Source organism: Aquabacterium sp. J223 (assembly GCF_024666615.1).
Taxonomy (GTDB): Bacteria; Pseudomonadota; Gammaproteobacteria; order Burkholderiales; family Burkholderiaceae_C; genus J223.
Genome location: NZ_CP088297.1, coordinates 408602 through 422794, shown reverse-complemented (window position 1 = coordinate 422794; position 14193 = coordinate 408602). Strand labels below are relative to the sequence as shown.

Annotated in this window: 13 protein-coding genes and 2 pseudogenes; 6 read left to right on the top strand and 9 right to left on the bottom strand. The window is 67.7% G+C overall.

Annotated elements, in window-relative coordinates:
* Nucleotides 1-248 precede the first annotated feature (248 nt).
* The 9 genes and pseudogenes from LRS07_RS22150 to dnaA all read right to left on the bottom strand — a co-directional run bounded on the left by LRS07_RS22150 (nt 249) and on the right by dnaA (nt 9755).
* A complete protein-coding gene (locus LRS07_RS22150) occupies nt 249-329 on the bottom strand; it encodes a dodecin domain-containing protein (RefSeq protein ID WP_409450623.1) in 81 nt (26 codons plus the stop codon).
* The gene (locus tag LRS07_RS02015) at nt 326-619 is read right to left on the bottom strand and encodes a hypothetical protein (RefSeq protein ID WP_260500364.1); all 294 of its coding nucleotides are present in this window, start codon (nt 617-619) and stop codon (nt 326-328) included. Before LRS07_RS02015 ends, LRS07_RS22150 begins: the two co-directional genes overlap by 4 nt.
* 15 nt (nt 620-634) lie before the next feature.
* Entirely contained in the window at nt 635-844 is a 210-nt protein-coding gene (locus LRS07_RS02010) for a PDDEXK family nuclease (RefSeq protein WP_260500363.1), read from the bottom strand.
* 145 nt (nt 845-989) lie between these two features.
* Nucleotides 990-2966, bottom strand: coding sequence for an ATP-binding protein (locus tag LRS07_RS02005; RefSeq protein WP_260500362.1), 1977 nt, complete (start codon nt 2964-2966; stop codon nt 990-992).
* Between the two features lie 30 nt (nt 2967-2996).
* Nucleotides 2997-3398 (bottom strand): annotated as a pseudogene (locus LRS07_RS02000) (restriction endonuclease); the annotation flags it as partial.
* A gap of 15 nt (nt 3399-3413) precedes the next feature.
* Nucleotides 3414-3875, bottom strand: coding sequence for a hypothetical protein (locus tag LRS07_RS01995; protein WP_260500361.1), 462 nt, complete (start codon nt 3873-3875; stop codon nt 3414-3416).
* 231 nt (nt 3876-4106) lie between these two features.
* Nucleotides 4107-6683, bottom strand: coding sequence for a DNA topoisomerase (ATP-hydrolyzing) subunit B (gene gyrB, locus LRS07_RS01990; RefSeq protein ID WP_260500360.1), 2577 nt, complete (start codon nt 6681-6683; stop codon nt 4107-4109).
* Nucleotides 6684-6819: 136 nt separating this feature from the next.
* Nucleotides 6820-7977 carry a DNA polymerase III subunit beta gene (dnaN, locus tag LRS07_RS01985; RefSeq protein ID WP_260500359.1) on the bottom strand — a complete coding sequence of 386 codons (1158 nt, stop codon included), beginning with the start codon at nt 7975-7977 and terminating at the stop codon, nt 6820-6822.
* 320 nt (nt 7978-8297) lie between these two features.
* Nucleotides 8298-9755 (bottom strand): chromosomal replication initiator protein DnaA, encoded by a 1458-nt coding sequence (gene dnaA, locus LRS07_RS01980; protein WP_260500358.1) that lies wholly within the window; start codon nt 9753-9755, stop codon nt 8298-8300.
* Between the two features lie 250 nt (nt 9756-10005).
* Here dnaA and rpmH point away from each other — a divergent pair, with 250 nt between their 5' ends.
* The 6 genes and pseudogenes from rpmH to mnmE all read left to right on the top strand — a co-directional run bounded on the left by rpmH (nt 10006) and on the right by mnmE (nt 14103).
* Complete coding sequence (rpmH, locus tag LRS07_RS01975) at nt 10006-10143, top strand: 50S ribosomal protein L34 (RefSeq protein ID WP_260500357.1); 138 nt, start codon at nt 10006-10008, stop codon at nt 10141-10143.
* A gap of 73 nt (nt 10144-10216) precedes the next feature.
* Nucleotides 10217-10516: pseudogene (locus tag LRS07_RS22145) on the top strand (ribonuclease P protein component); the annotation flags it as partial.
* Nucleotides 10517-10553: 37 nt separating this feature from the next.
* Nucleotides 10554-10700, top strand: coding sequence for a hypothetical protein (locus tag LRS07_RS01970; RefSeq protein ID WP_260500356.1), 147 nt, complete (start codon nt 10554-10556; stop codon nt 10698-10700).
* A 38-nt stretch (nt 10701-10738) separates the two neighbouring features.
* A complete protein-coding gene (gene yidD / locus LRS07_RS01965; protein WP_260502011.1) occupies nt 10739-10981 on the top strand; it encodes a membrane protein insertion efficiency factor YidD in 243 nt (80 codons plus the stop codon).
* The gene (gene yidC, locus LRS07_RS01960; RefSeq protein ID WP_260500355.1) at nt 10978-12660 is read left to right on the top strand and encodes a membrane protein insertase YidC; all 1683 of its coding nucleotides are present in this window, start codon (nt 10978-10980) and stop codon (nt 12658-12660) included. Before yidD ends, yidC begins: the two co-directional genes overlap by 4 nt.
* A 30-nt stretch (nt 12661-12690) precedes the next feature.
* On the top strand, nt 12691-14103 hold the full coding sequence (gene mnmE, locus LRS07_RS01955; protein ID WP_260500354.1) for a tRNA uridine-5-carboxymethylaminomethyl(34) synthesis GTPase MnmE: 1413 nt from the start codon (nt 12691-12693) through the stop codon (nt 14101-14103).
* Nucleotides 14104-14193 lie beyond the last annotated feature (90 nt).

Sequence of the window (14193 nt, the reverse complement as noted above, 5' to 3'; positions counted from 1 at the left end):
CCCTCAAGCGAGAAGCGGTGCGTCGCCAGATAGGCCGGGTTCACCTCGCCCTTCTACGCACGCGACAGCAGCCGGTCCAGTAGGCCTGGAGCCCTTTGGTGAAGGCCTCGGCCCGAATCGACACGATGTCGACCCTGCATGCCGATCCCCATCGGCGGACTGTCGGCGCATCGGGCCGACGCGACGATCCGTCAGATGCCAACGGACCCCCGGGGCATTGCAACACGGCCCGGGGCGGCGCCCCGCGATCAGCCTTCGAGCCGGAAGCCGATCTTTAGCGTCACTTGGAAGCGCGCCACCTTGCCCTGCGCGACCTGGCCGCGCGTCAGAGCACGGTCTTGGCGCCGGTCTCGACCACGTCGCGGATCGAGCCGTCGGTGCCGGTGGGAGGGAGGTGCCGCCGGCAGGGCCCGTACCGACACACCATCCACGGTGGTCGCCTCCTTCCCTCGCGCTGCCGGTTTACCACCAGACGCTTCCCACAGCGGTGTGCGGCAATATTGGGATTCATCTGCTGCACCGCGTGGCCGTCGTACTTGGTAAAGCCGGCTGCGATGCACACCAGCCGCGGTGCCGTCCAGTCGATGGCATCGGCCGCTGGCTTGTCCAGCTTGTCCATCACGAGCATCTTGAACTAGGCCTGCTGGTCCATCAGCAAGTCCAGGTAGAACAGGCCCTGACTGATGATGTTCTCGCCGAACGAACGCTCGTATTCCAGTATCACCGAGCAGTTGTTCTCGTCCAGGCCCAGGGAGTCGATGCGGCCCGCGCGGGTGTTGCCTATGGAGTATTCGGTGGCCAGGAAGCGGATGCCGAGCAGCGGGGTGAAGTTGGCCTTGATCAATGTCTGCAGAGGTCTCTCCAAGTGGAGGCGTCACCTTGAAGTTCGACGGCCATGACAGCCTGCAAGCGAAGCCTCCCTTAAAAACAAGGGTCAAACGGGAAACACCCAGCCCGCTTCCATCCGTTTAGCCTCGCAGACCTTTTATTCAGTCCTTGCCCGCACCTGGAGCTCGAGATTTGCTTGCGATGTGGCCTGCATCACTTTGGCCGACAAGTCCGCCCCCCGAAACGTCCTCGTAGCGGGCCGGGATCCGCTCTTTTAGGCGGAATAGACGCTGGTGGGCCGAGCGCGTTAGCTGGCCATAGGTGACGGCCTGCACCCTGCCTCGCAGAACGCCCTCTTCTTTGAGTTCGATCTCGCGCGTTGTCTTCGCGGTGATCTCGTGGCCCACGACGAACGCGCGGAACATCGGCGTGCCATCGAGCGCGCCGCTGCCTAGGAAGTCCTGCACGTAGCCGTTGCCCTGGTTCATCTCCTCGCGGCCGATCGCGGAGCGGCCCTTCTTCAACTCGATGATCAGGACGTTTTGAATGCGGGTCAAGGTAGGGTCGGCCGCGTCGAAACCTTCTGTGCCGACGATTGAGCAGGTCGCATCGGCCAGCGCCATGATGTCGGGCCGCTGTTTTGCGTTGATGAAGGCGTAGGTGGACAGCCGCTTCTTGAAGATCTTCTCGCCGGCCGTGCGCAGGCTGACGTTCGACGAATATTCGCTGCTGTCGAACTCGGGGCCGAAGAGCCACCGGGCCTGCGTCACAAGTGGGTGCAAGGTGTGCAGCTCGTCGGCCGCCTCATCGCCTGCGAGCTTTTCGATGGCCACGATGACCGCCAGGCGATGGTCGATCTCGTCGAGCACCGACAGAGCGTCGCGGACGGTCCACTGGCTCAGCAGGCGGTCGAGCCCCTCGATGTCCGACTCGTCGAGCTTGATGAGCTTTTCGAGCAGCGCCGCGCCGCCGCGGGCCTTCTCGATGTTGATCAGCGCCTGAACCGCGGCCGACAGCACGTCCTGCGAGACGGTAGGCGTGGCCTTGACCAGATCGCGGGCGAAGCTGGCGACCTCGGCTCGCCCCAAGGGCGAGAGCTCCTTGAAGTCCTCGCGATTCTTGACCAGGGCCTCTTCGGAGCTTTCCTCAACCAGCGTCGCGGAGAGCTGGGCGAATACCTTCTTGGCATAGTCGCGGGCGGCCTCAAAGAGGGCGTCTACCTTCTTGCCGCTCTTGAAGCGAACCCAGTCCTGCTCGACCTCAGGCAGCCAGCCATCGTCCGCCTTGATGACGATCGAAAAGCGCTTGGCGAAGCGCGCGCGGCCATCGATCACAGCCTCCGAGCCGACCACCCAGCTCGGGACGCCAACCAGGCGCCCATTCACCCAGAAGGCGATGCCTTGATAGAGCGTGTATTTGGCCGTCCGCGTCGTGTCGACGACGAAGGCCTCGGCCGGCGGGCAACCGGGGATCTGCAAGTCCTGCTTTTCGATGAGGCCCGTCTGGTCGGCCAACGCGACCGATACTCCGTTGACGCGGACGACGAACTGCGGATCGTGGACGAAGCGGCCCGCCAGAATTTCTCGGATGGCGTCGGCGTCCGGCAAGTGCCGCTGAACGATGACCGAGAGCTTGGTCCCGTGACCCTTGCGGAGGAAGGAGCCCTCCTTCTCGATCTTGAAAGGGTTCTCTTCGCTCTGGGTACCGATGTCGAAGCTCGCGCCCTTGTCTTCGCGCCAGGTCTCCACCGAATACTGGTCGGCAAAGCACAGAAGCCCGTGGCGGCCGACGCCATTGCGACCATAGGCCTTGCGCCGCCAGCCTTGGCGTTCTGGCGGGAACTCGACCAGGGCGCTTTGGTGCTTGAGGCGGTTGTAGCCCAGCTTCATCCAACGGGCTTTGAACTGGCCGGCATTCATGCCGTGCCCATCGTCCTCAACCGTCAGCGCCAACTCATTGGTTGGAGGGACGATCAAATCCACGAGGGATGCGCCGGCATCCCAGGCGTTGGCCACGAGCTCAGTGAGCGCGACCTCGGGATCTTGAGCGATGCGCCCGAGTGTGCGGACGAGGTAGTTCTCCTCGAACAGAGATCCGGTCGAATCATCCGCCTTCGCTTTTGTCTTCGGCCTAGCCATCGTCTCCGCTTCCTCGTTTTGACTTCGGCCTCAGTGGCCGAAGATCTCTCGCACACGCTCGAAGGGCAGGCCCGTCTCCGCGGCTCGGCGCGCCTTGCGGGCGATCACTTGGTCGAGCGGCAGCTCGCGATCGAGCGTCTCGAACAAGTCGAGTCCATCCATGCAGATGACGCGCTTCGCTTTTCCGAATGCAACCAGGCCATCGGGCGTAAAACCGCTGTTGCTGATGAAGAGCCCGCGGGCCCACGCCGCCTTCTGCTCGACCTTGCCGTGGAAGGCGTGCAGATCAGCCGCTGGGGTCTGCGCCGAATGCCACTTAGCCTCCACGAGGTAGGTCTCGCCCTGCACCTGGAAGCTTCCGTCGATCTGCTCGCCTCGCAGGCGGAAAGGCTCCCGGGCTTGCAGGCCGAATGTGTTGAAGGCGTTGGTGAGCCATGCCTCGAAAGCTTAACCCCGAGGCTGCGGTTCCAAGGCCGAAAGCTCGATGAGCTTCTGCTTCAAGAGGATGATCTTCGGCCGATCGAACGCGGGCTTGGGCGGCTCAGCTTGCGTGGCTGGCTGGTCGGGCTTTCCCTGCATGCGGTTGAGCAGCAAGAGGAAGCGGCCTTCGGCGTTGTCGACCCACTCCTCGCGCCGGTTGCCCTTGCGAGTGGCCTCGCGGTATTCCCAAAGGGCTTTGAGCGTTTTGATCGAGGTGGCCAGGTCGACCTTGTTCAGGTAGCAGCGCAGGCGCTTGGCCTTGGAGGTACCTTGCTCCCGATAGGCTGGATCGTCGATGTCGACGTTGAGCTCGTCGGCGAAGAATGACGACATCGTCCGGTCCGAGAAATCGAGCACGTAGCCGCTGCCCATCTCGAACAGTTCGTCGACGAGCTTCATGTCGAGGGATCGGATGTTCGGCATCAGCATCCTCATCATCTTCATGATGGAAACTAGATCCTGCTTGGTCCTACGTCCCTAGTAAGGCCAGTCGCATCAACTAGAGCACCCCAGTCGCAGAACTGTGGCGCAATTCGCAGTTAACTCGCCGCCCTAAGAGTGAAATCGAAGAAGGCCCAGGATTGCTGGGCCTTCTCATTTTCTCTGTCAGTAGTTCCTCACCCATCTGGCAGATTTTCGTGTTTGGTGTCATCCGACATCTCACACGTCGATATTCGCCGCCCTTAACGCATTCGTCTCGATGAAGTCCCGCCGCGGCTCCACCTCGTCGCCCATCAGCATGGTGAACACCTTGTCGGCCTCGATGGCGTCTTCGATCTGCACCTTCAGCAGCCGGCGAACGGTGGGGTCCATGGTGGTCTCCCACAGCTGCTCGGGGTTCATCTCGCCCAGGCCCTTGTAGCGCTGGCGGCCGACGCTGCCTTCGGCCTGCGCCATCAGCCATTGCATGGCGGTGCGGAAGTCGGCCACGCGCTGTTCCTTCTGGCGCTCGCCTTCGCCCTTGCGGATGACGGCGTCGGGGCCGAGCAGGCCCTTGAAGGTCTTGCCCGCGGTGGCCAGCACCTCGTAGTCGGCGCCATGCACGAAGTCGGCGCTGATGACGCTGCTCTTCAGGTTGCCGTGGTGGCGGCGGCTGATGCGCAGCAGGTGCTTGTCGGTGCGGGCGTCGAACTCGCCGGACACGTCGGCGCCGTGCAGGCTGGCGGCCAGGGCCTGGGCGCTGCGCTCGGCGGCCTCCAGCGTGTCGAGGTTGATCTCCACGCCGGTGGCCAGCGCGCGCAGGGCCTCGCCGTCCATCCAGTTGGCCAGGCGGGCGATGACGTTCTCGGCCAGCACGTACTGGCGGGCCAGCTGCTCGAACGCCTCGCCCTTCAGCACGCCGTCGTCGGGGCCGCTGCCGATGCCGGTGTGCAGTGACGCATCGGCCAGCGCCACCTTGAGCATGAAGGCGTCGAGCTCGACCGCGTCCTTCAGGTACTGCTCGTGCTTGCCCTGCTTGACCTTGTACAGCGGCGGCTGCGCGATGTAGATGTGGCCGCGCTCGACCAGCGCCGGCATCTGGCGGTAGAAGAAGGTCAGCAGCAGGGTGCGGATGTGGGCGCCGTCCACGTCCGCGTCGGTCATGATGATGATGCGGTGGTAGCGCAGCTTGTCGGGGTTGAAGTCGTCCGGCCCGATGCCGGTGCCCAGCGCCGTGATCAGCGTGACGATCTCGTTGGAGCTGAGCAGCTTCTCGTAGCGCGCGCGCTCGACGTTCAGGATCTTGCCGCGCAGCGGCAGGATCGCCTGGAACTTGCGGTCACGCCCCTGCTTGGCCGAGCCGCCGGCGGAGTCGCCCTCCACGATGTAGATCTCGCACTGCGCGGGGTCCTTCTCCTGGCAGTCGGCCAGCTTGCCGGGCAGGCCCAGGCCGTCGAGCACGCCCTTGCGGCGCGTCATCTCGCGGGCCTTGCGCGCAGCCTCGCGGGCGCGGGCGGCCTCGACGATCTTGCCGCAGATGATCTTGGCGTCGAGCGGGTTCTCCAGCAGCCAGTCGGTCAGCAGGCGGCCGACGATGTCCTCCACCGGCGCGCGCACCTCGCTGCTCACCAGCTTGTCCTTGGTCTGGCTGGAGAACTTCGGCTCCGGCACCTTGACGCTGACCACGCAGGCCAGGCCTTCGCGCATGTCGTCGCCGCTGACCTCGACCTTGGCCTTCTTGGCCAGCTCGTTGTCCTCGATGTACTTGTTGATGACGCGGGTCATCGCCGCGCGCAGGCCGGTCAGGTGGGTGCCGCCGTCGCGCTGCGGGATGTTGTTGGTGAAGCAGAGCACGTTCTCGGCGTAGCCGTCGTTCCACTGCATCGCCACTTCCACGCCGATGGTGGTGCCCTGGTCGCTGGCCTTCTCGCCCACGGCGTGGAAGACGTTGGGGTGCAGCACCCGCTTGCCCTGGTTGATGAAGTCGACGAAGCCTTTCACGCCGCCGGCGTAGGCGAAGTCGTCTTCCTTGGCGTTGCGCTCGTCGACCAGCTTGATCTTGACGCCGTTGTTGAGGAAGCTCAGCTCGCGCAGCCGCTTGGCCAGCACGTCGTAGTGGAAGTCGACCAGGCTGAAGATCTCGTCGTCGGGCAGGAAGTGCACCTCGGTGCCGCGCTTCTCGGTCTCGCCGGTGACCTTCATCGGGCTGACCGGCACGCCGTCGCGCAGCTCGATCAGCGGGTCCTGCGGCACGCCCTTCCTGAACTCGAGGAAGTGCACCTTGCCTTCGCGGCGCACCGTCAGCCGCAGCCACTTGCTCAGCGCGTTGACGCAGCTCACGCCCACGCCGTGCAGGCCGCCCGAGACCTTGTAGCTGTTCTGGTTGAACTTGCCGCCGGCGTGCAGCTCGGTCAGCGCGATCTCGGCGGCCGAGCGCTTGGGCTCGTGCTTGTCGTCCATCTTCACGCCGGTGGGGATGCCGCGGCCGTTGTCGATGACGGAGATCGAGTTGTCGGTGTGGATGGTGACGACGATGTCGTCGCAGTGGCCGGCCAGCGCCTCGTCGATGGAGTTGTCCACCACCTCGAAGACCAGGTGGTGCAGGCCGGTGCCGTCGGACGTGTCGCCGATGTACATGCCCGGCCGCTTGCGCACCGCCTCCAGCCCCTCCAGGATCTGGATGCTGCCTTCGCCGTAGGCGGCCGACGCGTCGGAGCCGGTCGACGCCGCCTGGCCCGCCGCATCGGGGATCGCGAGGCGCGTCACGCCGTCGGCGCCGGCGGTCGGCGGGGTCTGGGGCTTGTCCGATTCGGTCATGTTTTGAACCAAGAGGGCCGCGTGAGCGGCCCGGGCAATCATCTGTACGGAACCCACCGCTCGGCGGCGGGGGGCAGGGGGGTGCGAAACATGGATGGCATCCGCCGGCCCTGCCGGCGAGTGCCAATGCGGATCGCTAGATCCGCATTGGCATGACGACGTACTTGAAGCCGGTGTGGTCCGGCATGGTCAGCAGCGCGCTGGAGTTCGCGTCCTGCAGTTCGACCTTGATCATTTCCTGGCTCATGTTGGCCAGCGCATCCATCAGGTAGGTGACGTTGAAGCCGATCTCGATCGCGTCGCCGGCGTAGTCGACCTCGATCTCCTCCTTGGCCTCCTCCTGCTCGGCGTTGCTGGAGGCGATGCGCAGCAGCCCCGGCTCGATGTTCAGCCGCACGCCCTTGAACTTCTCGCTGGTCAGGATGGCGGCGCGCTGCAGGCTGGCCAGCAGCGGCGCGCGGCCCAGGGTCACGGCGTTCTTGTGGTTCTTCGGGATGACGCGGTTGTAGTCGGGGAACTTGCCCTCGACCAGCTTGGTGACGAACTCCAGGCCGGAGAAGCTGAACTTGGCCTGGTTGCCGGCGAAGCGCATCTCGATCGGCGCGCCTTCGGCCGTGGCGTCGCCGCCCTCCTTGGCGGGGTCCTTGGCGCTGCCCTTGTCGTCCTTCAGCAGCCGCTGCAGCTCCAGCACCGTCTTGCGCGGCAGGATGACCTCCTGCTTCGGGATCTCGGCCTCCAGCTGCGCCTGGGCCAGCGCCAGGCGGTGGCCGTCGGTGGCCACCAGGGTCAGCGTCTTGCCTTCGGCGACGAACAGGATGCCGTTGAGGTAGTAGCGGATGTCGTGCACCGCCATCGCGAAGTGCACCTGGTCGATCAGGCCCTTCAGCGTCTTCTGCGGCACGCTGAAGGCAGGGCCGAAGTCGGCCGACTCGTTGACCAGCGGGAAGTCCTCGGCCGGCAGGGTCTGCAGGGTGAAGCGGCTCTTGCCGCCCTGCAGGGTGAGCTTGTTCTGGTTGGCGGTCAGGGTGACGGTCTGGTCGGCCGGCAGGCTGCGCAGGATGTCGATCAGCTTGCGCGCGCCGACGGTGGTCTGCAGGGTGCCGGCATCACCGCCCAGCGTGGCGGTGGTGCGGACCTGGATCTCCAGGTCGCTGGTCGTCAGCTCGATGCGGTCACCGTCCTTCTTCAGCAGCACGTTGGCCAGGATGGGCAGCGTGTGCCGCCGCTCCACGATGCCGGCCACCGCCTGCAGCGCACCCAGCAGATCTTCCTGCGCCGCTTTCAGAACAATCATGTCTTCCTCTTTTTAAAGCTTGGTGGTCGTAGTAGAGGCTGGCAGCGCCTGTGGAGAACCGTATTTTCGCCTGTTCGATCAAGGGCTTGGCGTCGGCCGAACCATGTGGGCGGAGCCCCTGCGCCTGCCAGGCTCGCCGTACAACAACTTCGGCTTCCGGTCCGGGCCTGTGGACAGCCGCCCACTTTCCCGAAAGTTGTCCCCACCCTTGTGCTTTGACAGACCCGTTCCCTTCGTGCTTCTGACTGGAGTCCCCTTTCGGAGGGGGGCGGGGGGAGCGAAACGTTCGCCTGCGTCCGCAGGACAGACGGTGGAAGGCATCAGCCTTTCAGCGTCTGTTCCAGGACGTGCAGCTGCTGGTTGAGTTCGTGGTTCTTCTGGCGGTCGCTGCCGATCTTTCGCACCGCATGCAGCACCGTCGTGTGGTCGCGGCCGCCGAACAGCTCGCCGATCTCCGGCAGGCTCTTCTGCGTCAGCTCCTTGGCCAGGTACATGGCGATCTGGCGCGGCTTGGCGATCGAGGCCGGCCGCTTCTTCGAGTACATGTCGGCGACCTTGATCTTGTAGAAGTCGGCCACCGTCTTCTGGATGTTCTCCACCCCGATCTGCCGGTTCTGGATCGACAGCAGGTCCTTCAGCGCCTCGCGCGCCAGGGTGATGTTGATGTCCTTCTGGCTGAAGCGGCTGTAGGCCAGCACCTTGCGCAGCGCGCCTTCCAGCTCGCGCACGTTGGCGCGCACGTTCTTGGCGACGAAGAAGGCGACGTCCTCGGGCATCGGCGTGCCTTCCACTTCGGACTTCTTCATCAGGATGGCCACCCGCATCTCCAGCTCCGGCGGCTCGATGGCCACCGTCAGGCCGGCGTCGAAGCGGCTGGTCAGCCGCTCGTCGATGTCCACCAGCCCCTTCGGGTAGGTGTCGCTGGTCATGATGATGTGGGCCTTCTTGGCCACCAGCGCCTCGAAGGCGTTGAAGAACTCCTCCTGCGTGCGGTCCTTGCCGGCAAAGAACTGCACGTCGTCGATCAGCAGGAGGTCCAGCGAGTGGTACTTGGCCTTCAGCTCGTCGAAGGTCTTGCGCTGGTAGTTCTTCACCACGTCCGAGATGAACTGCTCGGCGTGCAGGTAGGCGATGCGGGCGTCGGGCTTGTCGCGCAGCAGCGCATTGCCGACCGCGTGGATGAGGTGGGTCTTGCCCAGACCGACGCCGCCGTAGATGAACAGCGGGTTGTACATGACCCCGGGCGCGCCGGCGACGTGCAGCGCGGCGGTGCGGGCCATCTGGTTGGCACGGCCGGGCACCAGGCTGTCGAAGGTCAGCGCGGGGTTCAGGCGGTGGCGGGCGGCGGCGTCGAGCAGCGGGTGCGCCGCCGGGGCCTCGGCGGCCCGGCCGGTGCCGGCCGGCGCCGGTGCGCCCCGCTGGGCCATGTCGCCCAGCGCGTGGAGCGCGGAGACGGCGCCCACCGCCCCGCGCAGCGGCACCTGGTGGTGGGCCGCGGCGCCGGGCACCCGCAGCAGCGCTTCGCGGGGGCTGAGCGCCAGCTCCAGCCGCACCGGCTTGCCGGCGAGTTCGGTCAGCAGGGCTTCGATGCGGGCGCCGTACTGGCGACGGATCCAGTCCAGCTTGAACCGGTTGGGCACCTTCACCGACACGACCGACGCCTCTCCCGCGTCGGCCACCTCCGCCGGCGGCAGGGGCCGGATCCAGGTGTTGAACTGTTGTTCGGGCAGTTCGGCTGCAAGGCGCTCGCAGCCGAGCTGCCAGAGATCTGCGCTCATTGTGGAGAACTGGTTTTGGAGCGGCCGGATTGTAGGCCCGGGCGAAGCCCTGCCGACCGGGTTATCCACAGTGGCCGCGGCGGCCCTTGACCGGCGCCGCCGCTTCTGCTGGAGAGGGGCTGATCCGCCCCGCATTGACCCCACGGCGCGCGGCGACCGATAATCGCGGGTTTCTCCGGAACGCGGGCGGGCCTGGCTTGCGGGCGTTTCCCACGAACCCTTCCCCCAGCTCTTTTTCCAGAGCACGACCATGAAGCGCACCTACCAGCCCTCGAAGATCCGCCGCGCCCGCACCCACGGCTTCCTTGTCCGCATGAAGACGCGTGGCGGCCGGGCGGTCATCAACGCCCGCCGCGCCAAGGGCCGCAAGCGCCTGGTCACGGTCTAAGCCGGCGACCCCTGCGTCGCTGCGCCCGCCGCCGGATGCCGGCCGCCCCGTCCAGCGCTGCCCGGGCCGGCTCATGGGCCGGCCGGTAGGCCGCATCGTGCGCAGCGACGACTTCGAGCGCGTGCTGCGGCGGCCGCCCGCGGGCCGAAGCCCCCATTTCGCGCTCCACTACCTGGGCGGACGGCCGTCCGTCCCGCAGCCGCCGAAACGGCCGCCGCCGGCGGAGTTGTCAACAGGCGACGCACCACCTCGTGGCGAGCCTGTGGATGACCTGCCGCCCGACGGGCTGTGGCTGGGCGCCGTGGTGCCCAAGCGGCATGCCAAGCGTTCGGTCACCCGCAGCCTGGTCAAGCGCCAGATCCGCGGCGCGGTGGACCGCGCCTCCAAGGAGCCTGCCCGGCGGCCTGTGGGTGGTGCGCCTGCGCCAGCGCATCGACGTGAACCGCTTTCCCAGCGCCGCCTCGGACGCGCTGCGGGCGCTGTTGCGCGCCGAGCTCGACCGGCTGATGGACAGCGCCGTGGCTCGGTCCGCCGCGCCGGCCGCGCGCCGCACGTGACAGGGGCGGTCCCCGTGAGTCGCCCGGCCCGCGTGCTGATGGCGCTGGTGCGCGGCTACCGGCTGCTGCTCAGCCCCTGGCTGGGCAGCGCCTGCCGGTTCGAGCCCACCTGCTCCGCCTACGCGCTGCAGGCGCTGCAGCGCCACGGCGCGCTGGCGGGCGGCGCGCTGACCCTCGGGCGGCTGGCGCGCTGTCATCCGTTCTGCACCGGCGGTTGCGATCCTGTGCCGCAGCGACCGCCCCGGCTCTTCTCGCGCTTCATCGGCGCCAAGCACCCATGACCGACATTCGACGCACCGTGCTGTGGATGGTCTTCGTGACCTCGCTGCTGTTCCTCTGGGACGGCTGGAACAAGCACAACGGCCGGCCCTCGCTGTTCTCGCCGCCGCCGCCCAAGCCGGCCGCCACGGCGCCCGCCGACCCGGCCGCCACGCCATCGGCCAGCGCGCTGCCGACGCCGAGCACGGCCGCACCGCCCACGGCCACGCCCGCCCAGGCGCCGACCGCCTCGTCGTCGGCCGGTGACCCGGCGAGCTGGGTCACGCTCACCACCGATGTGGTGAAGGCCAGCTTCGACCCCCGCGGCGGCGACGTGGTGCGGGTGGAGCTGCTGCAGCAGCGCGACCTGGAGGACGAGCGCCGCCACGTGGTGCTGCTCGACCGCAGCGCCCAGCGCTTCTACGTGGCGCAGACCGGCCTGGTCGGCGCCCCGGCCGGCCAGCAGTGGCCCAACCACCTGACGCCGATGACGCCGGTGGCCGGCCCGCGCGAACTGGCGGACGGGCAGACGGCCCTGACGCTGACCTTCGAGTCGGCCGAGGTCGGCGGCCTGAAGCTGCGCAAGACGTACACGCTGGCCCGCGGCGCCTACACCTTCGGCGTCAAGCACGAGGTGGTCAACGCCTCGTCACAGCCGGCCACGCCGCAGCTGTACCTGCAGCTGGTGCGCGACGGCAACCCTCCGCCCGGCGAGTCCTCGTTCTACAGCACCTTCACCGGCCCGGCCATCTACACCGACGCCACCAAGTTCGCCAAGCTGGACTTCAAGGACATCGAGAAGGGCAAGGCCGAGCTGCCCAAGCCCGGCACCGACGGCTGGGTGGCGATGGTGCAGCACTACTTCGCCGCCGCCTGGCTGCCGCCGGCCAACCAGCCGCGCGAGTTCTACGCCCGCAAGGTGGACACCAACCTCTACGCGGTCGGCATGCTGCTGCCGGTGGGCACGCTGCCGCCGGGCGCCACCGCCACCCAGGAGGCCACCCTCTTCGTCGGCCCGCAGGAGGAGAAGAAGCTGGAGGCGCTGGCCCCCGGCCTGGAGCTGGTCAAGGACTACGGCTGGTTCACCATCCTGTCCAAGCCGCTGTTCTGGCTGCTCGACCACCTGCACACGCTGATCGGCAACTGGGGCTGGGCCATCGTCGCGCTGGTGGTGCTGCTGAAGGTGGCCTTCTACTGGCTCAACGCCAGCGCCTACCGTTCGATGGCCAAGATGAAGGCGGTCAACCCGCGCATCATGGAGATGCGCGAGCGGCTGAAGGACAAGCCGCAGCAGATGCAGCAGGAGATGATGCGCATCTACCGCGAGGAGAAGATCAACCCGCTGGGCGGCTGCCTGCCGATCTTCATCCAGATGCCCTTCTTCATCGCGCTGTACTGGGTGCTGCTGTCCAGCGTCGAGATGCGCAACGCGCCGTGGATCGGCTGGGTCACCGACCTGTCGGCCCGCGACCCCTTCTTCATCCTGCCGCTGCTGATGACGGCCACCTCGCTGCTGCAGGTGTGGCTCAACCCGACGCCGCCGGACCCGGTGCAGGCCCGCATGATGTGGATCATGCCGCTGGTCTTCAGCGTGATGTTCTTCTTCTTCCCGGCCGGCCTGGTGCTGTACTGGCTGACGAACAACACGCTGTCGATCGCCCAGCAGTACCTGATCAACCGGCAGCTGGGCGTCAACAAGTAGCGTCCGCTGGACGACCGCTGCGGGCCGGTGATGCTGCCGCGCCACCACGACCCCATCATCGCCGTCGCCACCGCGCCGGGACGTGGCGCGGTGGGCATCGTGCGGCTGTCGGGGCAGGACCTGTCGGCACTGATCCAGGCGCTGTGCGGCGGTCCGCTCAAGCCCCGGCACGCCACGCTGCTGACCTTCCAGGCGGCCGACGGCCAGCCGATCGACCAGGGCCTGGCGCTGCACTTCCCGGCGCCGAATGCCTACACCGGCGAGGACGTGCTGGAGCTGCAGGTGCACGGCGGCCCGGTGGTGCTGCAGCTGCTGCTCGCGCGCTGCCTGCAACTGGCCGCCGAGCCGCACCCCGACCACGGCCGGCCGCGGCTGCCCGGCCTGCGGCTGGCCGAGCCGGGCGAGTTCACCGAGCGCGCCTTCCTCAACGACAAGCTGGACCTGGCGCAGGCCGAAGCCGTCGCTGACCTGATCGACGCCAGCACCGAGGCCGCCGCCCGCTCCGCCAGCCGGGCGCTCGAGGGCGCGTTGTCGCGACCGGTGCAGGCGCTGGCCGCCGAGCTGACCGCGCTGCGCGCGCTGGTCGAGGCCACGCTCGACTTCCCCGAAGAGGAGATCGACTTCCTGCAGCGGGCCGACGCCCTCGGCCGGGTGCAGCGCGTGCTCGACGCGCTGCAGGCCATGGGCCGGCAGGCGCGCCAGGGCCAGCTGCTGCGCGAGGGCCTGACGGTGGTGCTGGCCGGCCAGCCCAACGTCGGCAAGAGCTCGCTGCTCAACGCGCTGGCCGGCGCCGAGCTGGCCATCGTCACCCCGGTGGCCGGCACCACGCGCGACCGCGTCGGCGGCACGGTGCAGATCGAGGGCGTGCCGGTGCACGTGGTCGACACCGCCGGCCTGCGCGAGGACGATGAAGCGGCCGACGAGGTCGAACGCATCGGCATCGGCCGCAGCTGGCAGGCCATCGAGACCGCGGACGCGGTGCTGCTGCTGCACGACCTGACGCGGCTCGGCGAGCCGGCCGGCGAGGCCGCCGACGCGCGCATCGCCGAACGGCTGGCCGCCCATGGCGTGGTGCCGCTGCACCTGGGCAGCAAGGCCGATGCGGCGCCGTCCGCCCCGCTGCCCTGGCCCGGCGCCCTGCGCCTGTCGGCGCACAGCGGCGAAGGGCTGGCCGAACTGCGGGCCGAGCTGCTGCGCCGCGCCGGCTGGCAGCCGGCCGCCGAGGGCGTGTTCACCGCCCGCGAACGGCACCTCGTCGCGCTGCACGACGCCCAGGCGCACGTCGAGGCCGCCGCCGTGCTGCTCGCCGAGGGCGCCCAGGTGCTGGAGCTGGCCGCCGAGGAACTGCGACGCGGCCACGACGCGCTGGCGGCCATCACCGGGCGCCTCACCGCCGACGACCTGCTGGGCGAGATCTTCGGCCGCTTCTGCATCGGCAAGTGAGCGCCGGCCGGTGTTTCCGGCCTGTAAAGGCGGTGCGCCGCCGTCGGCCGCGCACCGCGGTGCCGCGTTGAGCCGTCATGTCGTTCTACA